Annotated in this window: 21 protein-coding genes; 18 read left to right on the forward strand and 3 right to left on the reverse strand. The window is 39.2% G+C overall.

The features are described from left to right. The first annotated feature begins 8 nt into the window (after positions 1–8). The 3 genes from LIT25_03665 (at position 9) to LIT25_03675 (ending at position 2,507) form a co-directional block, all read left to right on the forward strand. Entirely contained in the window at positions 9–872 is an 864-nt protein-coding gene (locus tag LIT25_03665; protein ID USK34478.1) for a sugar ABC transporter permease, read from the forward strand. Continuing rightward, on the forward strand, positions 872–1,693 hold the full coding sequence (locus tag LIT25_03670) for a carbohydrate ABC transporter permease (GenBank protein USK34479.1): 822 nt from the start codon (positions 872–874) through the stop codon (positions 1,691–1,693). The genes LIT25_03665 and LIT25_03670 overlap by 1 nt, the downstream gene beginning before the upstream one ends. A 91-nt stretch (positions 1,694–1,784) precedes the next feature. Continuing rightward, positions 1,785–2,507 (forward strand): ThuA domain-containing protein, encoded by a 723-nt coding sequence (locus LIT25_03675; GenBank protein ID USK34480.1) that lies wholly within the window; start codon positions 1,785–1,787, stop codon positions 2,505–2,507. An 860-nt stretch (positions 2,508–3,367) separates the two neighbouring features. Here LIT25_03675 and LIT25_03680 read toward each other — a convergent pair. Together LIT25_03680 and LIT25_03685 are read right to left on the reverse strand one after the other, a co-directional pair. Beyond that, a complete protein-coding gene (locus tag LIT25_03680; protein ID USK34481.1) occupies positions 3,368–4,060 on the reverse strand; it encodes a response regulator in 693 nt (230 codons plus the stop codon). Beyond that, positions 4,060–5,637, reverse strand: coding sequence for a sensor histidine kinase (locus tag LIT25_03685; protein ID USK34482.1), 1,578 nt, complete (start codon positions 5,635–5,637; stop codon positions 4,060–4,062). Before LIT25_03685 ends, LIT25_03680 begins: the two co-directional genes overlap by 1 nt. Positions 5,638–5,743: 106 nt before the next feature. Here LIT25_03685 and LIT25_03690 point away from each other — a divergent pair, with 106 nt between their 5' ends. The 12 genes from LIT25_03690 to LIT25_03745 all read left to right on the forward strand — a co-directional run bounded on the left by LIT25_03690 (position 5,744) and on the right by LIT25_03745 (position 15,303). Further along, positions 5,744–6,772, forward strand: coding sequence for a TRAP transporter substrate-binding protein (locus tag LIT25_03690; protein ID USK34483.1), 1,029 nt, complete (start codon positions 5,744–5,746; stop codon positions 6,770–6,772). A gap of 569 nt (positions 6,773–7,341) precedes the next feature. After that, on the forward strand, positions 7,342–8,604 hold the full coding sequence (locus LIT25_03695; GenBank protein ID USK34484.1) for a dicarboxylate/amino acid:cation symporter: 1,263 nt from the start codon (positions 7,342–7,344) through the stop codon (positions 8,602–8,604). Between the two features lie 221 nt (positions 8,605–8,825). Next, positions 8,826–9,446: a DUF47 domain-containing protein gene (locus LIT25_03700; GenBank protein ID USK34485.1), complete on the forward strand. Its 621-nt coding sequence runs from the start codon at positions 8,826–8,828 to the stop codon at positions 9,444–9,446. An 11-nt stretch (positions 9,447–9,457) separates the two neighbouring features. Further along, complete coding sequence (locus tag LIT25_03705; protein USK34486.1) at positions 9,458–10,456, forward strand: inorganic phosphate transporter; 999 nt, start codon at positions 9,458–9,460, stop codon at positions 10,454–10,456. Positions 10,457–10,911: 455 nt separating this feature from the next. Then, entirely contained in the window at positions 10,912–11,463 is a 552-nt protein-coding gene (locus LIT25_03710) for a nitroreductase (GenBank protein ID USK34487.1), read from the forward strand. 198 nt (positions 11,464–11,661) lie between these two features. Next, positions 11,662–12,252 (forward strand): NAD(P)H-dependent oxidoreductase, encoded by a 591-nt coding sequence (locus LIT25_03715; GenBank protein USK34488.1) that lies wholly within the window; start codon positions 11,662–11,664, stop codon positions 12,250–12,252. Between the two features lie 246 nt (positions 12,253–12,498). Then, complete coding sequence (locus LIT25_03720; GenBank protein USK34489.1) at positions 12,499–12,771, forward strand: hypothetical protein; 273 nt, start codon at positions 12,499–12,501, stop codon at positions 12,769–12,771. A gap of 260 nt (positions 12,772–13,031) precedes the next feature. Continuing rightward, positions 13,032–13,433 (forward strand): DoxX family protein, encoded by a 402-nt coding sequence (locus LIT25_03725; GenBank protein ID USK34490.1) that lies wholly within the window; start codon positions 13,032–13,034, stop codon positions 13,431–13,433. A 278-nt stretch (positions 13,434–13,711) separates the two neighbouring features. Continuing rightward, complete coding sequence (locus LIT25_03730) at positions 13,712–14,005, forward strand: RNA polymerase alpha subunit C-terminal domain-containing protein (protein ID USK34491.1); 294 nt, start codon at positions 13,712–13,714, stop codon at positions 14,003–14,005. 233 nt (positions 14,006–14,238) lie between these two features. Next, a complete protein-coding gene (locus LIT25_03735; protein ID USK34492.1) occupies positions 14,239–14,568 on the forward strand; it encodes a PadR family transcriptional regulator in 330 nt (109 codons plus the stop codon). Further along, on the forward strand, positions 14,561–14,875 hold the full coding sequence (locus LIT25_03740) for a DUF1048 domain-containing protein (protein ID USK34493.1): 315 nt from the start codon (positions 14,561–14,563) through the stop codon (positions 14,873–14,875). The genes LIT25_03735 and LIT25_03740 overlap by 8 nt, the downstream gene beginning before the upstream one ends. 11 nt (positions 14,876–14,886) lie before the next feature. After that, positions 14,887–15,303 (forward strand): ATP-binding cassette domain-containing protein, encoded by a 417-nt coding sequence (locus LIT25_03745; protein ID USK34494.1) that lies wholly within the window; start codon positions 14,887–14,889, stop codon positions 15,301–15,303. 188 nt (positions 15,304–15,491) lie between these two features. On the opposite strand, the gene LIT25_03750 is transcribed toward LIT25_03745, so the two are convergent. After that, complete coding sequence (locus tag LIT25_03750) at positions 15,492–16,409, reverse strand: aldo/keto reductase (GenBank protein USK34495.1); 918 nt, start codon at positions 16,407–16,409, stop codon at positions 15,492–15,494. A 683-nt stretch (positions 16,410–17,092) separates the two neighbouring features. Here LIT25_03750 and LIT25_03755 point away from each other — a divergent pair. From LIT25_03755 to LIT25_03765, 3 genes are all read left to right on the forward strand, one after another. Beyond that, positions 17,093–17,677, forward strand: coding sequence for a glycerol-3-phosphate responsive antiterminator (locus LIT25_03755; protein USK34496.1), 585 nt, complete (start codon positions 17,093–17,095; stop codon positions 17,675–17,677). 437 nt (positions 17,678–18,114) lie between these two features. After that, the gene (gene tatA, locus LIT25_03760; protein ID USK34497.1) at positions 18,115–18,297 is read left to right on the forward strand and encodes a twin-arginine translocase TatA/TatE family subunit; all 183 of its coding nucleotides are present in this window, start codon (positions 18,115–18,117) and stop codon (positions 18,295–18,297) included. A 378-nt stretch (positions 18,298–18,675) separates the two neighbouring features. Continuing rightward, a complete protein-coding gene (locus tag LIT25_03765; protein USK34498.1) occupies positions 18,676–21,006 on the forward strand; it encodes an alkaline phosphatase D family protein in 2,331 nt (776 codons plus the stop codon). Positions 21,007–21,113: the final 107 nt, after the last annotated feature.

The raw sequence follows: 21,113 nt of genomic DNA on the forward strand, positions 1-21,113 counted from the left end.
ATAAATCAATGAATAATAAAAACAAAGTATTCCTCATCATGACTGTTCCTGCTGTTCTCTTATTCTTTATTTTTCATACGTATCCTGCCCTTCAGGGGATATTCTACAGTTTTACGGACTGGAGAGGATACGGGGAGTGGAACTTTGTCGGTCTGAAAAACTATCTGAATGTATTTAAAGATGAAAGAGCACTCAATGCGTACGGCTTCACCTTTCAGTTTGCCATTATTTCTACGATTCTTGTGAATTTTTTCAGCTTGCTTGTGGCAATGGGGCTTAATGCAAAGATTAAGTTTCAAAAAACACTTCGAGCTGTCTATTTCATGCCTTATATCTTAAGTATTCTGATCGTTGGTTTTATCTTCAACTTCATTTTCACGCATTTTCTGCCTGATATCGCAGGCGGCCTTGGAATCGAGGCATTATCTAAAAATATTCTGGGTGATCCGAACCTTGCCTGGGTTGGTATCGTTATCGTAGCTGTTTGGCAGGCAATCGCGTTCAATACAATCTTGTACCTTGCAGGTCTTGTAACCATTACTGAGGATTTATATGAAGCTGCAAGCATTGACGGTGCTGGAATTTGGACAAAGTTCTGGAAAATCACCTTTCCGCTGATTGCACCATTTTTTACAATTAATATGATTTTGTCGATGAAAGGTTTTCTGATGGTTTTTGACCAGATCGTTGCCCTTACAGGCGGAGGACCCGGTCAATCAACAGAATCGATTTCGCTTCTGATCTATAGAGGCGGCTTTCAGGGCGGAGAATTTGCCTATCAGTCTGCAAATGCGGTCATTTACTTTATTGTTATTGTTATCTTTTCTATCTTTCAGCTTAAGATTCTTGAAAAAAGAGAGGTGGGCAACTGATGATCAGCAAAAAGACAAACTGGCCTGTCACCATACTCTTGATTTTAGGGGCAATGTTCATTATCCTGCCGCTGTACTTAACCATTACCATTGCCTTTAAAACACCGCAGGAGCTTGCGGGAAACTTGCTTGCTCTGCCGCAGTCATGGTCTTTTGACAACTTTGCGAAAGCGATAGAAATGACGAATTTCTTCAATGCATTAAAAAACAGCGTTTTCGTCACTGTATTAGTCGTTATTTTTACTGTCCTGACGAATTCTATGGTCGCTTATGCGATTGCACGCAACATGCATAAAAAGTTTTATAAATTCACATTTTACTATTTTGTTAGTGCGATGTTCATCCCTTTCCCGATCATTATGCTTCCAATCGTAAGACAAACAGCATTGTGGGGCATGGATAATCTTGTGGGATTAGTCATTTTGTACATTGTCTACAATCTATCTTTCAATATCTTTATCTATGTAGGATATATAAGATCCATTCCGAAAGAATTGGAAGAAGCTGCAATAGTAGACGGCGCAACAACATGGGGAGTATTCTGGAAGGTCATTTTCCCGCTGCTTGCACCAATGAATGCAACTGTGGCCATCCTTACATGTCTTGGGGCATGGAACGATTTTCTGCTGCCGCTCGTCGTTCTGAGCGACAGTGACATGGCAACATTGCCGCTTGTGCAGTATATTTTCCAATCACAGTTCAGCACAGACTATAACCTGGCATTTGCCTCGTATCTGCTTGCACTGATTCCGATGATTATTGTCTATGTTTTTGCACAAAAATGGATCATCAGCGGAGTAATGAAAGGGTCAATTAAATAATTTGGCTTAATTAATAGGCTGGAATATTGTATATTGAAATAGAAAGATTAGCTTAAATATTAAAAATAATTCATTATAGGGAGATTTCACAATGAAAATTACAGTTTGGAACGAAAACCGCCATGAACAAAAAAATCCAAAAGTAGCAGAAATTTACCCTGATGGCATTCACGGTGCCATCGCTAATTTCTTAAAAGAAAACGGAATGGATGCAGCAACTGCAACACTTGATCAGCCTGAGCACGGGTTAACAGAAGAAGTATTAAGCGAGACTGACGTTCTTTTCTGGTGGGGACACCTTGCACATGATGAGGTCTCTGATGAAATCGTTGAGCGAGTTCAAAAACGTGTACTTGAAGGAATGGGCTTAGTTGTTCTTCATTCAGGACATTTCTCAAAAATCTTTAAAAAGCTGATGGGTACATCTTGTGATCTTAAATGGCGCGAAGCCGACGACAAAGAGCGTCTATGGGTTGTTGATCCTTCTCATCCAATTACTGAAGGAATCGGCGAGTACATCGAAATTGAAAAAGAAGAAATGTACGGAGAGCATTTTGATATTCCGGCACCAGATCAATTAGTATTTGTCAGCTGGTTTGAAGGCGGAGAAGTATTCCGTTCAGGATGCACATACCAAAGAGGAAACGGAAAGATTTTCTATTTCCGCCCTGGTCATGAAACATACCCGACTTACCATAACAAAGAAATTCAAAAGGTATTAGTGAATGCAGCTATTTGGGCAGCACCGACAAAACGCGAGTATCCGGTTTACGGAAATGCTCAGCCGCTTGAGAAAATTACTGTTAAGTCATAATGAAAAAGGGTACGAAATTCCACAGCAATTTCGCACCCTTTTTTTGTTGTTTTGACAGCTTGATGCTGTGGGGGAGAAAAGGTGAATTAGAGGATGAACCGCTATATATGAGTTCCCAAATACCGGAGAACAGTCCTGTTTGGAGACTCAAAGAGTAGCTATGAGTCTCCAAATCGAGAGAGAAGTCATGTTTGATTACTCAAATGGCAGTTATGATTCCTGTTTGGGTACTCAAAGAGTAGCTATGAGTCCCTAAAATTACGTGAGAAGTTCAGTTTGAGTACTCAAAGAGTAGCTATGATTCCTCAAATCGAGAGAACAGTCCTGTTTGGGTACTCAAAGAGTAGCTATGAATCCCCAATCCGCGCTAGAAATCCTGTTCGGGTACTCAAAGGGTAGCTATGAGTACCCAATCCGCGCTAGAAATCCTATTTGAGTACTCAAAGAGTAGCTATGAGTCCCCAAATCGAGAGAACAGTCCTGTTTAAGTACTCAAAGAGTAGCTATGAGTCCCCAAATCGAGAGAACAGTCCTGTTTGAGTACTCAAAGGGCAGATATGATTCCTCAAATAGAGAAAGAAACCCTGTTTGAGTACTCAAAGAGTAGCTATGAGTCCCCAAATCGAGAGAACAGTCCTGTTTAAGTACTCAAAGAGTAGCTATGAGTCCCCAAATCGAGAGAGAAGTCCAGTTTGGGTACTCAAAGGAACAGTCCTGGTTGAGTACTCAAAGGGCAGCTATGCTATGATTCCTCAAATAGAGAAAGAAATCCTGTTTGGATACTCAAAGGGTAGATATGATTCCCAAAATTGAGGGAGAAGTCCTGTTTGAGTGCTCAAGGATAACTATGAACTATGCAACTAAGCTCTTCCTGAAATAAGATACTTGTTGACAGGCCTCCCGACACCGCCATATTGAATATCAATCTCTAATTTTCCTTCTCGTTCAAGGTGTTCAAGATATCGTCTTGCTGTTACTCTGGCAATTCCCACGCTTGAGGCTACATTCTCAGCTGATGCAGGAGCGCTTTGATCTTTGAGATAGGTGAGAATTTTATAAAGAGTCACCTCATGCAATCCTTTTGGCAAATCCTTTTTCTCTTTAAGCTCTTCTTTTTGAAACCTGATTGAATCAAGTTCATTTTGTGTCAGCCGGGATTTATCTTTCAGCTTGCTGCGGTAGGCTGAATAGTTTTCAAGTGATTGCTTCAGCCGTTCGAATTTGAATGGTTTCATTAAATAATCCACGGCTCCGTGAAGCAGAACATTTCGGACTGTTTCCATATCACTTGCGGCCGTTATCGCAATAATATCAGAGGCATGTCCTTCAGCCCGAATGGCTTGAATGGTCTCAAGACCATTCATTTTGGGCATATACATATCAATCAAAATCAAATCAGGAGCAAGCATTCGCACAAGCTCCAGGCCTTCGGCACCATTTGATGCGATGCCAATAACCTCAAAACCATTCACTCTATTTAAAAACTCCCGATTCACTTCCTGAACCATTAAATCATCTTCAATCAGAAGTACGGAAACTGGTTTGACCTGCATCAAATCTCCTCCATATAAAAAGTAACTGTAAAACTTGTTCCCGCACCTTCTTCAGACTCCGCCATGATCGTGCCATTTGCCTGCTGAACAAGCTGATTGACTAAATAAAGCCCGATTCCCCGTTCCCGGCCTCCCTTTGTAGAAAAGCCCTGTTCAAAAATGCGGGGGTAATCTGCTGCTTTTATTCCGCTTCCATTATCCTCGACTATGAGTGTCAGTATTTCTGCATCCTGCTCGATGCTGATAAAAATATGAGGGAAGGGAACTTGATGGTGTTTAAAAGAATCAAATGCATTTTCAATCAGGTTCCCAAGGATAAGAACAAAATCATGATGATCAAGCTTATCTGGGAACCTATTAAACTGGCTGTTGCGGTCAATTTCCACGCTGATTCCAAGTTCGGTCCCCCGGCGGATTTTACTGAGCAGCAATCCCGCCATACTCTCATCTTTGATGTTCTTACTCAAAAATTGAATCAGTTCTTCTTGCTCTTCAGTCGTTTGAAAGACAAATTGGAGCGCTTTTTCGTGATTCCCGAGCTGTATCAGACCTGCAATCGTATGGAGCTTATTATTGTATTCATGATTTTGGACACGTAAAGCGTTTACAAAGGCCCGTACGCCAGTTAATTCTTCCGCCATCTTTTTCACCTCGGTCCGGTCCTGAAAGATGGCCACAGCTCCAACCGTTTGGCCGCTCACTTTAATCGGAACCCGGTTGCTTAAAATGTTCAGGTTGCCGACATTGAGTTCTTTGCTGTATATCGCATGATCAAGTTTGAGAATTTCAGGCAAGGCGGTATCTGGAATGACTTCTCTGATGGATTTTCCAATCACGTGACCGTTAATCCGCATCATTTTCATGGCTTTATTATTAAAAATAGTAATCTTTTCATTCGTATCAATAGCTATTACACCTTCGTGCATGGCATTGAATGTTTCAGTGCGCTCGACAAGGAGCCTTGCAATTTCATGCGGCTCCAGGTGAAACATCTGTCTTTTAATTTGCCGTGCCAGAATCCAGGCGCCCCAGCCCCCAAATAATAAAGAGAGACTTGATGTGATGAAGATTTCAAACACAAGGCTTTGCAGCACTTCTATAAAGACTGGAAGTTTGTAACCCGCAAGGACGACTCCAATCTGTTCATGGTCATCGTTCATGACAGGGACAAATGCACGCATGACGGTCCCGATTTCTCCATTTGCCTTAGATGTGTAGGAGTGTTCTGCAAAGGCCGGGCCCTCATCGTTTCCCTGTGAGCGGGTACCAATCCTGTCATGTACGGGATGTGTCAGTCTTTCGCGATCCATGTTTAAAACAACAATATAATTTGCGTTGTTGATGATTCTTAGGCGGTCGATTACTTTATTAAGATTATTCTGTCTGCTTTCAAGAGCTTCTTTCACTTCAGGAAGTTCGGCGATCGTCTGCGCTGTTACGAATGAACGCGCCTTTAACTCTTCTTCTTTTCCGCTTATATAATTGCCGATTAAAACAATTCCTGCCAGAAAAAGAGAAAACCCTAATATAAAGAAGATTAAGCCTGTAATTTTCCATAAGATTGAAATTCGTCTCATATTGGTTCCTCATTATTCTGAAGAATAAAATATCTTTCATTGTAACATGCACCAAAATCTCATGATACAATGAATCTACTAAAAAATTGTTGAAACGGTGGATAGTATGAAATGGTTTATTAGCTCAAGTCTTTTAACTGTGCTCTTTTTAGTGGCAGTTTTTTCACATGATCCCATGCACGAAATAGAAGATGACGATGAACAGCATGGTTTGAGTGATCAAATTGTCATTAAGTTCAGTCATGTGGTTGCTGAAAATACACCTAAGGGACGGGCTGCAGAAAAATTTGCTGAGATTATTGCAGACCGGACTGATGGAAAAATAAAAGTGGAAGTTTTTCCGAACGAAATTATGTATTCAGATGAAAAAGAGCTGAATGCGCTTAAAAAGGGCGACGTTCAAATGATTGCTCCTTCTTATTCAAAAATGACAGAGGTCATCCCTGAATGGCAAGTGCTTGATTTGCCTTTTATTTTTCAGGATGAGCAGCATGTACAAAACGTATATACAGGGGAAGTTGGAGAACGGCTGCTGGCTGAACTTGAAAGTGAAAATATTAAGGGCCTCGCTTTGTGGGGAAATGGCTTCAAACAAATGACAAGCAGCAACGGGGCGTTGATCGAGCCTGAGGATTTTTCAGGACAGCGCTTTAGAATAATGCCAAGTGATATAATTGCAAAACAGTTTGAATTGCTGGGTGCCATTCCAAAAGCTTCTTCCTTCAATGATGTTTACATCGCTCTGGAAGGAAATGAATTTGACGGCCAGGAAAATACGATTTCAAATATTTATTCAAAAGGATTTTATCGACTGCAAAAAGACATGACGGTTTCGAACCATGGCTATTTAGGCTATTCTGTCTTAATGAATGCAGAATTCTGGAACAGTCTGGAACCTGAACTGCAAACTCAAATTCAAAAAGCCATGGATGAAACGACTGAGTGGATGCTTAAAGAATCAAAAAAGATGAATGACTCACAGCTAATTAGAATGAAACAAAATTCCAAGATGAAAATCTATGAACTGAGTGAAGCCGAAAAAGATAGGTGGCGTAAGGTGTTCAAGCCGCTTTATGAAACGTATTCCACTGAGTATGGGAATCGTTGGATTGAGGATATTCGGAATGTACGATAATAAATGATTGGCCGCTGCCTGTAATGCAGCGGTTTTTCTATTAATGAAGCATTCGGCAAGATTTAGCTAAAATGACAGAATAAATGATAATAGAAAAGGAAAACGACTAAATAAGCAAAATTTAGAAGAAATCAAAAAAATCATTTGGCTAAATAAAACCTGAAAATGGCTAAATGCATCAAGAAAACGGCTAATAAAGTCAATAAATCCGCTATAAAAATCTCCATTTTCGCTATAAAGAGATTGGTGAAGCGTGCGGCTTCAAAGTCAAACCCGGACTTTTCTGGCGAATTCTTATCTGCCTGTCGGCGCTGAACAGTCGGCTCCGCTTTTCGTGATGTCTAGCTCCACCTCCTAACCCCTCGGTCAGAACAGATTCCCCGAAAAAGTCAAACCCGGACTTTTCCGGTGAATCCTTATCTGCCTGTCGGGGCTAAACAGTCGGTTCCGCTTTTCGTGACCAAAAAGACCAAAAAGAACAATAATACCAAAACGAAATGATGTCTAAATTATCAGTTAATATAAAGGTATTCTTGTAAGCGCTAACAATAAAAAGAATGGAGGATACTATGAAAATTAACTTTAAGAATTTAACGGTTCAGGTCATTATCGGAATTATTTTAGGTATTGCTGTTGGTTTTTTGTTTCCAAGCTTTGGGATTGAGCTGAAAGTTTTAGCGGATGTCTTTATCAAAATGATTAAAATGGTGATTGCGCCAATTATCTTTTTTACGGTTGTAATCGGAATTGGCAGCATGGGTGACTTAAAGAAGGTCGGAAGAATCGGAGGCAAGGCCCTCCTGTATTTTGAAATTGTGACGACCTTTGCGCTTGCAATCGGACTTATTGTAGTAGGAATTGTAAAGCCTGGCGAAGGCTTCAACACAGATGCCGTTGAGGGCGGAGATGTATCTCAGTATACGGAACAGGCAGAAGAAACAAGTCATGGTTTCATTGACTTTGTAGTCGGCATTATTCCTGAGAATGTTGTAGGCGCAATGGCTGAGGGAGAACTGCTCCCGATCTTATTCTTTGCTGTCTTGTTTGGAATCTCAATGGCCTCTATTGGGGAAAAAGCAAAACCGGTTGTCGTTTTGTTTGAAAGGCTGACAGATATTTTCTTCGGTGTTGTAAACATGATTATGAAAGTTTCACCATTCGCGGCTTTCGGTGCAATGGCGTACACGATTGGACAATTTGGATTAGGATCGCTTGTTGCTCTCGGTAAGCTGATGGGATCTGTGTATATCACCATGTTCCTATTTATCATCTTTGTCTTAGGGGCAATTGCAAAATATTATGGCTTCAGCATTATAAAATTTATCGCTTTTATTAAAGAAGAGATCCTGCTTGTACTTGGAACATCTTCATCAGAATCCGCACTTCCGAAGATGATGGAGAAGATGGAGAAATACGGATGCTCAAAATCTGTTGTGGGACTGGTCATTCCGACAGGCTACTCCTTTAACTTGGACGGCACTTCAATCTATTTATCAATGGCGGCCATGTTTATTGCACAGGCATATGGAGTAGATCTCAGTATTTGGCAGCAGCTGACCCTTCTTGGAATTCTGATGCTGACATCTAAAGGGGCAGCAGGAGTAACAGGATCCGGCTTTATCACATTGGCAGCAACGCTTGCTGCATTCCCGATGATTCCGGTTGAAGGCATCGCCTTACTGCTCGGAGTGGACCGTTTCATGTCTGAAGCCCGGGCGATCACAAATCTCATTGGAAATGGTGTTGCAACTGTTGTTGTTTCTAAAATGGAAGATGAATTTCATCCTCCGGCTGAACACGCTGAACCTGCAAAAATTTCAATTGCTAAGTAAAAAAAGCGGAGTTTCCGCTTTTTTTTTGCGTTTTTTAAAATTTCGTAAATTTATTTAGAAATCAATACCATAGAAATATTTTAATAATATTAATACTTTGTAAAGATATTGTAAAAATTAACGACAAAGTCTTTTCGGATTCGACATTAACGTATATACTTTTTAAGTTGCAAATAAAAGAGAGAAAAACAAAAATATATGGCTCCATGGAGGAATAAGCAATGGCTATCAAAAGAAGAAAAGATAAGTTTTCTGAAATGTTAAGTCAGATATCTGAGAACTTAAAAGAAACTGGGCAGTATTTTGTTGATTTCAAAATCAATAATGCCAATGATCTAAAAGTATTCTCAGAAACAATTAAGGATTATGAGTCAAAAGGCGACACGTTTGTTCATACCATCATCATGGAACTGAACAAAGCATTCATTACTCCGATTGAGCGTGAAGACATTCTTCAGCTCGCAGTGATTATGGACGATGTTTTGGATGGCATCGAACATTCTGCTGCATTGTTTGAAATGTATTCTGTTACACAGCCGACTGACTACATGGTAAAGTTTGTTGACACAATTAATGAGTGTACAATCGAAATTGCTAAATCAATTGATTTGCTTTCAAACAAAAAGCTAAGCGAAATCCGCACTCATGCTATCCGTTTAAAAGAACTTGAGTCAAACTGTGATAATTACTTGCGTACAGCTGTGAAAAATTTATTTGCAATTGAAAAAGACCCGATTAAAATCATTCAATATAAAGAGATATATGAAACACTTGAAGAGATTGCTGATAGCTGTCAAGGTGTTGCCAACACACTTGAAACTATCATCATGAAGAACGCGTAAGAGGCGATATTATGGATACTACATTAATTCTTACCATTCTTGTTGTTATTTTTGCCTTAGGGTTTGACTTTATTAACGGATTTCATGATACGGCAAATGCAATTGCAACATCTGTATCAACTAAAGCCCTTAAACCAAGACAGGCAATCATCCTTGCATCTGTCATGAACTTCGTCGGTGCAATGACATTTACAGGGGTTGCAAAAACCATCACAAAGGACATTGTTGACCCGTTTACCCTGCAAAATGGATCTGTTGTTATATTAGCTGCATTGATTGCAGCCATCACGTGGAATTTAATTACTTGGTATTATGGAATTCCAAGCAGCTCCTCACATGCGATTATTGGTTCAATCGCAGGTGCTGCGATTGCTGCGGCAGGATTTAATTCTCTAAACTATTCAGGGTTTTTGAAAATCCTTCAGGCGCTTATCATTTCGCCGATCTTAGCGTTTATTGTCGGTTATATTATTTACAGTATTTTTAAAGTTGTCTTTAAAAACAATAATCTGACAAAAACAAACAAAAACTTCCGTGCGATTCAGGTGGCAACAGCTGCTTTGCAATCTTACACTCACGGTACAAATGATGCTCAAAAAGCAATGGGTATTATCACGATGGCCCTTATTGCAGGGAATCTTCAAGACTCAACAGATATTCAATGGTGGGTTCAATTCTCATGTGCACTTGCAATGGGAATTGGTACAAGTGTCGGCGGCTGGAAAATCATTAAAACCGTTGGCGGAAAGATCATGAAGATTCGTCCAGTTAACGGTGTAGCAGCAGACTTAACTGGAGCAGCCGTTATATTTGGCGCTTCGATTATTCACTTGCCAGTCAGTACAACACATGTTATTTCATCTTCAATACTTGGCGTAGGCTCTGCACATCGAATCAAAGGTGTAAAATGGGGAACGGCTAAAACGATGGTCATCACATGGTTCATCACCTTGCCGATATCTGCAACATTAGCAGCGATTTCCTACTTTATATTAAATTTATTCTTTTAATTAGCATACCCTCCTTAACTGGAGGGTTTTTTTATTTAGGAAATTATAGTTTGATAAAATGTTCGTATATAACATGAGGAATGCTAGTGCATGAAGTCTCAAAGCTTAGAATGGAGCAGAAAAACGCCTCCAGCTTAATAAAAGTGCGCGAAAGCAAGTGAATGCCGCAAAAAAAAACGCGCCCGCCTTGAAAAAAGTGCATCAAAGCGGTGATGGTGCAAAAAAGTTGACTATCTGCTCAGCAGTTTTTTCCTGACGGGTAATGCAGCTTAAAATCATTCACACTTCTTAGGTCCGCTTCCTACCCGAGCCTCGAAGGAATACAATTTCTCTCCTTCAATAAAGAAGTCGCCTGCGTATTTTTTTACTTGTCTAAAATTGACGAAAAAAATACAGAGTGATACTATTGTTTTAGATGATAGTGAAAATCGTTATCAATTGGAGGGTAAAAAAAGATGTTTCAACAGCAATCTATTTCAGCAGTAATACGGGAAAGAATCTCAATCAAATCAAATTACCTTCCTCTCGAGGTAAAAGAAGAAGATATTGTAATCCTGCTTAATGACGCTGTCTGGGCGCCTAACCATGGTCTAAGAGAGCCTTGGCGGTTTTTATTTGTAAGCGGAGATCGGAAAGAAGCTTTTATTCAGACTGTTCTTGCATGCTACGAAGCAAAAGCACATGAAAAAGTGAGGTCAAAGCTGGCAGACGTTCCTGCATTTTTAGTTGCCATTATGCCTGAAGATCCCCGCCAAAAAATATGGGAAGAGGATTTTGCGGCAATCAGCACCCTTATTCAGAATCTGCAGCTGCTTGGCTGGGAAAAAGAGCTTGGAATGGTTTGGAAAACGCCAAATCACATCTATGACCCGAAATTCCGCCGTGCCATCGGAGTTCAAAATGGCGAAAAAATTGTTGGCATTCTGCAGCTTGGCTATTTTGATCCTGCCCTGCATGTGAAAGATAGAAAGCGGACGAATGCATTGGAAAAAATGAGTTCATTTTGAGAAAGATCTGTGAATAATACTTGGTAAATTCAATGATATATCCCATACTTAAAAAATCTGTATTTTTTTCCTGGCTCGAACCAGGGAAATATGAATAAATATCATGACGGCAACTGCAAAATAGAAAAATATCACACAAAATCATAATATTCTCATACTCCGCAAACAATAATAAAAAAGCGATTTTAGGAGAATGAAATGAATATATTGATTATTTATGCTCATCCGAATCCGGAAAGCTTTAATGCAGCGATATGTGATGCCGTGGAAAAAGAATTTACAAGCAAAGACTTTCAGGTGAGAAAAAGAGATCTATATCAGATGAAGTTCAACCCCATTTTGACAGAGGACGACTATACATCCTTTTATCAGGATAAAGTTCCGGCTGATATTCAGGCGGAACAGAGTGAACTTATATGGGCAAATATTCTTGTCTTTGTTTTTCCAACATGGTGGGCCGGGATGCCGGCTATTTTAAAAGGGTATTTTGACAGAGTTTTTACCAACGGTTTTGCTTTTCGATATTCTGATGAAGGTCCGGAGGGCTTGCTGAAAGAAAAACAGGCACTAATTTTCCAGACTACAGGGCAGCCTGAGAAGTCTTTGAAGCCCCCGCAATTGACCATGGCCATGCAGGCATCGTTTGATGTTGGTATTATGAATTTTTGCGGAATCGAAACGCTTGCCCACAAGTTTATTTATTCGGTTCCATATGTTGATGAAGAGACACGGAAATTTATGCTGAATGAAGTCAAAGAAGTTGTTGAAATGATTGGGAAACAAAAATAAAAAAAGATCTTCCTGTAAACGGGAAGATCTTTTTTTACGCACAGCGTTTATTTTATAGAACTTTCGGCGAGCAAGAGCTGCAAGACTGAGGGATCTCTCTATCATAAGACTCATGAGACATGCTGCCAACAGTGGCTGGAGTATGATTTCATATGTGAGAAAACCTTTTCAATTACAAACGAAGCAAAAGCACTCAGAACAAATGAAAAAGCAGCTTATACGTTTCATGCTGCAAGCGGCAAACGCTTGAGGATTGCTCTGGCATGGACAGATTATCCGGGAAATCCATCAGCATCTGTTTCGTTAGTCAATGATTTGGATCTTGTCATTAAATCACCTAGCGGAAAAACTTACACAGGAAACGATTTCACTTCTCCATACAACAATCAATGGGATGGAAGAAATAATGCAGAAACGGTTATTCTGCCAAATGCGGAAGCCGGGGCTTATACGATTGAAGTGCAGGCTTACAATGTTCCGTCAGGCACTCAGGATTTCTCTTTTGCAGTTGTACAATAGAACAGATAAAAGGAGCCGCTTCATGCAGAAGCGGCTCCTTTTTTTAATATTGATGACATCATATCCATTATTGAATTTTTCCAGATTGATTTTTTTGCAATAAGAGATTGACAGATAAGGAAATAAAGAATATAATTACTTTGAATTCAAGATATTTTAATTAAAAGTAATTTCCCTGCAAGGTCTGCATATAAGTTAAAGAGTAAATTTTTTTAAGAATATATCTCGAATTAAAAATAATTGAAAGAAGGATGATCAGAATGTTAGTAGACTTAGGACTTTTACTTATTCGTTTAGTGATTGGACTTTCGTTCATGGCTCATGGAGCACAAAAACTGTTTGGTTCATTTGGAGGTCACGGCATTAAAGGCACAGGGGGCTTCTTTGAATCCATTGGAATTAAACCTGGAGTTGCAATGGCGGTACTTGCGGGCCTGGCTGAGTTTGCTGGCGGAGCTTTTTTTGCAGCAGGCTTCCTTACTCCGCTTGCAGGAGCTGCATTAGCTGGCACAATGCTTGTTGCGATTGTTAAAGTTCATGCACCAAACGGCTTCTGGGCTGCTCAAAATGGCTATGAATTCAACCTGACTTTGCTCGCTGTTGCAATTGGTGTAGCTTTAACAGGTGCAGGCGCATATTCACTTGATGCATTAATCTTCTAAATATAAAAAAAGGAACTCAGCGGTTAACCAGTTCTGTACAGAGGTGCAAAACAGTATATCGCAATGTAAGTTGCCCGCCATTTAGCAGTTAAAATGGCGGGCTTTTTCCTTTATATATTGCGGCAGGTTATTGGACATTTATGCTAATGTGGAAATATAAGTTATTTCATTAAAAGGATTGTGGAATAAGGAGATAGTGAAACAAGCATCAAAGTACTGAAAAAGTCATGTGTTGAAAGGAAAATAAATAATTTCATAAGAAAAGGAGACATTTTAAAATGACAACTTCAGAAAAAAATTTAAGGACTTGTAATAAAGGACACAAATATTATAAAAGCAGCGATTGTCCAACCTGTCCGACTTGTGAGCAAGAACGTAAACCTGCTAATGGATTTCTTTCATTGCTCTCGGCACCAGCAAGACGAGCATTGGAAAACAATGGGATCACTTCTTTGCAGGAGCTATCAAAATGCAGTGAAAAAGAGATTTTGCAATTGCATGGTATGGGACCGGCTTCTTTACCTAAACTTAGGACTGCTATGAAGGAAAATGGGTTATCATTCAGAAACTAAACACCAAGAATTAATACTGGAGTATGATATTATTTGATTTTTTTCTTCAAGTAAATATTAAGATTATTATTAATCGTTGATAAATTTTCAGCGATTTTTTTGTTTATTACAAACGAACTTTTGTTCCATTTAATAATTTGATCAACGTTCATGCAGTTAAGTCTGTCACATAATGATGTCACCGTAGAAAATATGCCAATATTTCCTCATTTTGTAGAATGTAAGGAGGATATATGAAGGATTTAACTGAAATGCTTAAGGGAGTTCTTGAAGGTGTGGTACTTCAAAAGATTCAATTAGGCGAAACCTATGGGTATGAAATAACTAGGTATCTAAATGAGTTAGGTTTTGATGATATTGTGGAAGGAACTGTCTATACCATTCTTGTTCGAATAGAGAAAAAAGGGCTCGTGGAGATTGAGAAGAAAAAATCTGAGCTTGGGCCCGCGAGAAAATTCTACACACTAAATGCCAAAGGAGAACAAGAATTAAATGATTTTTGGCAACGATGGTCATTTTTAGAAGAAAAAATGAATGAAATAAAGGAGCAAAGAAATGTTTAAAAAGATGATTCAAGAAAAAAGGGAATTTCGTGCATATCAAAAAAGAGTGAATGAATTACCTGAAGAATACAAAAAGGCTATGAAAGCAATTGAAAATTATATGTGGAACTTTGCTAAGGGATCAGGCATGTTGGAGCTTTTAAAGAATATTTTAGAGATGTTCGAGAATAGTGCCAGTGATGGATTAAGCGTACGAGATGTAGTAGGAAATGATATAGCAGAATTTGCAGACTCATTCCTAGCCGAGTTTCCAGAAGAAACATGGATTGACAAATTAAGAAAGAAATTAAGAGATTCTATTAAATAAAGGAGCGAGCCATGAATTCAACAGTCCTTGAAATCAAAAATGTAAAAAAGAGTTTTAAAGGAAATGAGGTTTTAAAAGATGTCAATATCACTGTGAAGCAAGGTTCCATTTATGCCTTATTAGGGGCGAACGGTGCTGGGAAAAGTACCCTATTAAAAATCGTTACGGGGCTACTTAATAGTGATGGCGGCAAGGTGACCATTCATGATATTAATGTTGCTGACAATCCTATGGCGGCACAAAAGCTATTTAGTTTTAGTTCACAAAATACCACCGTTGACGGTGTACTCACAGGATATGAAAACCTTCATTTGATTGCAAAATTGCGGCATGTGCACAATCCCAGAAAAGTTGCTGAAAGTCTGTTAGATAAGTTTGATCTGACCGAGGCCAAAGATAAAGCTGTTTCCATGCTATCATTTTTTTAAGGGCGCAAGAGCTATAAAATAATACAAAGAGTCAACCAATTAGTCAAACAAGAAATACTCTTTCGGTTGTTCAACTGAAAAACCAAGAATCCTGTGTCAACAATGACGTTAGGGTGCTTGGTTTTATAGGACGTGTTTTGGATTGTTTTGGATTTATTTACATATGAATAAATTATAGAAAAAAGCAATTATGGCAGTACATTACCTGCAGCACGATAGATGCCATACCACTCCTCGCGAGTAAGAAGGATATCACTTGCCTTACAGCAATCCTTTAAACGGCCTTCATTCATCGTACCGATAACCGGTTGCATGTTTGCTGGATGTCGCAATAACCACGCGATAGCTATGGTTGAGTTGCTTACTTCATATTTGTTCGCGACTTCATCAATCTTTTGATTCAATTCAGGAAACTTGTCATTACCTAGGAATACTCCCTCAAAGAACCCGTATTGGAAAGGGGACCATGGCTGAATGGTAATATCGTTCAGTCTGCAATAATCAAGTATGCTGCCATCTCTGTTCACAGCAGAATCATTTTCCATGTTCACATTAAATCCATTAGAGATCATATTTGCATTGGTAATACTTAATTGAAGTTGATTAGCAACGATTGTTTGCTTCACTGACTTCTTAAGTAATTCGATCTGCATTGGATTCTGATTTGAAACACCAAAGTGACGAACTTTTCCTGAACTTTTAAGAATATCGAAAGCCTCTGCCACTTCTTCGGGTTCTACCAATGTATCCGGACGGTGTAACAGCAGAATATCTAGGTAATCTGTATTCAATCTCTTTAAGCTTCCGTCAACTGATTCTAAAATATGTTCTTTTGAAAAGTCGAACATTCCTTCTCGAATACCGCACTTAGATTGCAAAAAAATCTTTTCACGGATATCATCGTTCATATGGATGGCTTCAGCAAATATTTCCTCGCATGTTCCAGCCCCATAAATATCAGCATGGTCGAAGAAATTTGCACCTAATTCAAGTGCTGATTGGACAAAGTGCTCAGCCTCGGCCTTTTCCAGAGAATTAATGCGCATACAGCCGACTGAAACAACCGGCACCTCTAAAGTGCTTTTTCCAAGTTTCATAGTCCTCATGATAGATCCTCCTTAATGTAATTGTGTAATTTCATATAATGCGTTTGAACTTTTCTTCCACGATGGCGGCAAAGGTATTTGTATACAATAAAAATTGAAAATTCGGTTATGTATCCCTTATTGATTGTGACACACTGGTACAGCGTTTTCAAGAAATTACTACGCAGTATTCAAGCTTGTCCTCCATACAGAAGGCAGTTGCTTTTTCCCATAAGGCAGTCCATCTTTTATTGATATAAACACTAATTCCCTTTACCCTATTGCCATTAGCAAAAGAGCTCCAATTGTAGGTGCAAAGCTTCCTAGAAAAGAAGTTTCGATTAGCTTTCCAAGTTTCATTCCAGCTAATAATAAAGAAGAACAAGAAGCACCATACCCTAAACAACAGAAACAGTGAACTTAATAAAAAATCTGTTTGTTTGGTCTTGCTTATTTGACACAAATAGGACATTAAAAAGGAAGAAACGTTGTGAAAGAATATAAAAAAAGGAGCTACAATCGTTATAAAAAGAGGGTTAAACATGAATAAGTATTATCATGGGCAAATAATAATTTGGGTTCTCAAAAAGTCGCTATTTTCTGTATTAATTATAAAATGAATTTAAATCTTAATAATCCTTTACAAAAAGTAACTTAAACGATTAATAAAGAAATGATAAAACTAAATATCTGGAGGTGAAATAATGGAGAAAAAAAACCTTGTAAAAAATAATCCAATTATAGCTGCTGTACGTGATGTTTCCTTAATTGATAAAGCAGTTCTTTCACCTGTAGAAACGATATTTTTAATGTCCGGTGATATTTTTACAGTTGAACATTGTGTTGAAGAAAGCAGAAAAAACAACAAATCTATTTTTTTGCATATTGATCTTATAAAAGGGATAGCCAATGACCGTGAAGGAATAAAATACTTGTCAAAAAAAGTGAAGCCAGATGGAATTGTTTCAACAAAAAATCAGTTGATTCAAGCAGCTAAAAAAGAGGGATTACTAACCATCCAGCATTTATTTATGATAGATACACAAGCTTATGAAAGTGGTATACGAAATATTTCTAATGTAAATCCCGATGCAATTGAAATTATGCCAGGATTAATGCCACGAATGATACGAGAATTTTATGAAAAAATTGATTGCCCTATTATTACAGCGGGATTAATTAAACATCCCAATGAAATAAGAGAGGCAGTAGATGCTGGAGCACATGGAGTAGCCGTAGGAGCACCTGAGTTATGGGATCTGGACTATAAAACCTATTTTAAAAAATAGCAGGTGGAATGAACTTTTTATTAAAATAAAAATGAATAATTTATTTACTTATAACAATTCTATTTTAATAGAAGAGTCTAATGAATGCCTAGTCCAAAGCATTTGTTGCCGAGAAAGATTGCAGCGACACTAGCTGGATCAGAGGACCCGTTTTCGGTGTTAAGTTCTATTTACAAGGACCATCAATCAGTAAAATAAAAGAAATCGTAATAATTCTTTACGTAAAGCTTATATAGAATTTACAATGCTTTGTCAAAATAGCATTATAAGCAACAACAACTGCACACTTAACATATCCGGGTGGGAGTATATGGAGAAAACCCAGGTATAGTTACTAGTTCTAATAAACATATAACCGTATGTCTATTAGGGCTGACTATACTTGGGTTTTTTGTTGTTCAGCTTATAAAATATCAGTTAAATTAGGAGGGGAAAAAATGCCTTTTGGTAACATTGGAATTCCTGGATTAATTTTAATCATCATTCTAGCCCTTATCATTTTTGGTCCCTCAAAGCTTCCTGAGCTTGGAAGAGCAGCTGGAAATACACTGAAGGAATTTAAGAATGCAACAAGAGATCTTATGAGTACGGACAAAGAAACGAATAAGGATCAAAAATAAGATTTTCGAAAACAAGTCTAGAAATCTATTAGGTTCCAGGGTAGAGGTGACGTAGTATGAACGATCATGAGATAGAACTAATTGCTCACTTAGAAGAGTTGAGAAAGCGACTGATGGTTGTTCTTGACGTATTTTTACATAAGAGTAACGTCTGTTCTTATTACTCCGCCTGATTTGATTTCAGATAGTTCTAGAGTTCATCTCGTTCTGATCTATGAGGCAAGTATTACTCTGTCTGCTTTTGTCTATCAGGAAAAAATTGTGAAAGCTAGCTAGAATCTGGGGATGCAATCTAAGTATTGCAGTAGATATATATCGGAAAATTAGTGATCTAGCAATTTCCTTACCTTTAAAAACGATCAAAAGGGAGAGATACAGTTGAATTACGAAAATTGGTTAAAGGATTTTAACTCTAAAAAGATGACACGCCGAAGCTTTTTAGAATCCACTGGAAAAACAGCTGCCGTTACAGCACTCGGCTTCTCGCTGCCTACAATCAAATCGGTTCAAGCAGAGGAGGCACCAATTTTTTCTGCTTACCCATTCACTCTTGGCGTTGCCTCTGGTGATCCATTGTCAGACAGTGTTGTTTTATGGACAAGGCTTGCTCCAAACCCTCTAGCAGAGGACGGAAACGGAGGAATGGACAATCGGTACGTCCCGGTCGAATGGGAGATTGCAGAAGACGAGCAGTTCAAAAAGGTTGTTCGAAGCGGTAAAGAAGTTGCAGGCCCAGAGTTAGGTCATTCAGTGCATGCAGAGGTCTTTGGTTTAAGACCATGGAGAGAGTATTATTATCGTTTCAAGGCTGGAACAGAAATTAGTCCAATTGGCCGGACGAAGACTGCTCCTGAGGAGGGAGACCATCTGAAGAGTCTCTCGTTTGCAATCGCTTCATGCCAATCCTGGACAGGAGGTCGCTTTGCAGCTTATAAAAATATGGCACAAGAGGATTTAGATGTTGTTTTCCACCTTGGAGACTATATCTACGAAAAGGGCAATACAGAAACGCTGACAGATTATCGCCTTCTACATGCTCAATACAAAACATCACCAGATCTGCAGGAAGCCCATCTAGCCTTTCCGTTTATCGTGACGTTTGACGATCATGAGGTAGACAACGATTGGGCGAATGATATTTCGGATCCGAATTTTCCGGAAGGGGAGCGTGAGCGTTTTCTGGCAATGCGTGCGGCAGCATTCCAGGCGTATTATGAGCACATGCCGCTTAGACGTCGTTCGAAGCCAAACGGCCCTGATATGCTTCTTTACCGTAAATTTACCTTTGGAGATCTTGCAGAGTTTAGTGTATTGGACACAAGACAGTATCGGGATAATCAAGTCGGCACAGGATTCCCGGGAGGACCGCTTGATCCAGAAGCTTCGAATCCAGAACGAACAATCATGGGTTCTGAGCAAGGAGCTTGGCTAATCAATAACCTTAGTCGTTCACGTGCAAAATGGAATGTGTTAGCACAGCAAACGATGATGGCACAATATGACTATGACACAGGCGAGGGCATCAGTGTAAATCATGACCAGTGGGATGGGTATTCCGCTGATCGGGACCGCCTTTTTGAATTCATTAAAAAACGCCGGCCATCCAACCCGGTTGTTTTAGGTGGCGATTGGCATTCAAGCTGGGTCAATGATCTAAAGGAGGACTTTAACAATCCTAAGTCTGAAACACTAGCAACTGAGTTTATTGGAACGTCAATCAGTTCTGGCTGTGGCTGGAAGGACAAGGTAGAAGAGGCGCTATCCGTTAATCAGCATGTAAAGTTCTTTGACGGTGACTATCGTGGATATGTACGTTTCCATGTCACACATAAATCTTGGCAAAGCGATTATCGTGCTGTTTCTTCAGCTAGTGATCCAAATGCTGTCGCTAGCTCCCTAGCCTCTTTTCTTGTGAAGAATGGAAAACCTGGGGCAATTCGAATCGGTGGAATCGATGTGTCCAATATTGTTGCGAAAACAATGTTCTCAGGAAAACCAAACCCTGTTTCAGTTGACCTTGGCAACGGGACAGAAAAAGCAGTTGCAGTAAAGGTGGGCATAAAGGTTCCGAAAGAATGGAAGTGCGAGTTCAAAAATATCGTCCTTGAACCGGGCAGTACGACAACAGTGGAGTTCATGGTAATCCCCCCTCCCCACATGCCGGCTGCTGAAAAACTTAGCTTAGATATAAAAGCTGGCAATACTGTTATTTATGGAGTGTCTAGAGAACTATTCGCTGTCTCAGTTCCATCAAGTGACGAGCTTGTACTCGCGCTCGATTCAGGAGGTACTTCAAGTCCGATTCTTCCATCTTATGCCAGACTTTCTCCTGATGATAAATGGGATGAGGCCAAAGGGTATGGATGGATCGGAACTGTACCGGACTTTAGAGACAGAAATAAGCTAGATGAACTGAAGCGTGATTTTACTTTATCTCGTAACGGAACAACCATTCTTAGACTTAAGGTACCTGCAGGGGTTCATAAAACTTCTATACTGACAGGAGATGCTTCTTTTTCTTCTGGAAATACAATCATAAGATCGGAGAGTAATCTTCTAGGTGAATCCGGAGAAGAATTATATCCTGGTCAATTTAAATGGATTACCTTTGACTTAGACGGAGGAGCACTGGGCAGAGAAATAGATCTTGAAATTACCGGGGCTTTGAAGGAAGGGTTTTGGCGTATTGTTTCCTTAATTATGATGTAATATAAGGCTCTTTGATCCTATAAAATGGGGTGGTGGCAGTATTGTCACCACCTTAGTAATATTTACGTTAGGAAAATAAAGAATTTACAATTAAATGCTAGAATAGT

The organism is Bacillus sp. F19 (assembly GCA_023823795.1).
Lineage (GTDB): Bacteria > Bacillota > Bacilli > Bacillales > Bacillaceae > Bacillus_P.

Coding starts and splice junctions, on each gene's coding strand:
- LIT25_03750 (USK34495.1), bottom strand. CDS start 16,409: ATGAGGACTATGAAACTTGGAAAAAGCACTTTAGAGGTGCCGGTTGTT.
- LIT25_03730 (USK34491.1), top strand. CDS start 13,712: ATGACAACTTCAGAAAAAAATTTAAGGACTTGTAATAAAGGACACAAA.
- LIT25_03675 (USK34480.1), top strand. CDS start 1,785: ATGAAAATTACAGTTTGGAACGAAAACCGCCATGAACAAAAAAATCCA.
- LIT25_03670 (USK34479.1), top strand. CDS start 872: ATGATCAGCAAAAAGACAAACTGGCCTGTCACCATACTCTTGATTTTA.
- LIT25_03705 (USK34486.1), top strand. CDS start 9,458: ATGGATACTACATTAATTCTTACCATTCTTGTTGTTATTTTTGCCTTA.
- LIT25_03695 (USK34484.1), top strand. CDS start 7,342: ATGAAAATTAACTTTAAGAATTTAACGGTTCAGGTCATTATCGGAATT.
- LIT25_03755 (USK34496.1), top strand. CDS start 17,093: ATGGAGAAAAAAAACCTTGTAAAAAATAATCCAATTATAGCTGCTGTA.
- LIT25_03735 (USK34492.1), top strand. CDS start 14,239: ATGAAGGATTTAACTGAAATGCTTAAGGGAGTTCTTGAAGGTGTGGTA.
- LIT25_03740 (USK34493.1), top strand. CDS start 14,561: ATGTTTAAAAAGATGATTCAAGAAAAAAGGGAATTTCGTGCATATCAA.
- LIT25_03725 (USK34490.1), top strand. CDS start 13,032: ATGTTAGTAGACTTAGGACTTTTACTTATTCGTTTAGTGATTGGACTT.
- tatA (USK34497.1), top strand. CDS start 18,115: ATGCCTTTTGGTAACATTGGAATTCCTGGATTAATTTTAATCATCATT.
- LIT25_03685 (USK34482.1), bottom strand. CDS start 5,637: ATGAGACGAATTTCAATCTTATGGAAAATTACAGGCTTAATCTTCTTT.
- LIT25_03690 (USK34483.1), top strand. CDS start 5,744: ATGAAATGGTTTATTAGCTCAAGTCTTTTAACTGTGCTCTTTTTAGTG.
- LIT25_03665 (USK34478.1), top strand. CDS start 9: ATGAATAATAAAAACAAAGTATTCCTCATCATGACTGTTCCTGCTGTT.
- LIT25_03745 (USK34494.1), top strand. CDS start 14,887: ATGAATTCAACAGTCCTTGAAATCAAAAATGTAAAAAAGAGTTTTAAA.
- LIT25_03715 (USK34488.1), top strand. CDS start 11,662: ATGAATATATTGATTATTTATGCTCATCCGAATCCGGAAAGCTTTAAT.
- LIT25_03700 (USK34485.1), top strand. CDS start 8,826: ATGGCTATCAAAAGAAGAAAAGATAAGTTTTCTGAAATGTTAAGTCAG.
- LIT25_03710 (USK34487.1), top strand. CDS start 10,912: ATGTTTCAACAGCAATCTATTTCAGCAGTAATACGGGAAAGAATCTCA.
- LIT25_03680 (USK34481.1), bottom strand. CDS start 4,060: ATGCAGGTCAAACCAGTTTCCGTACTTCTGATTGAAGATGATTTAATG.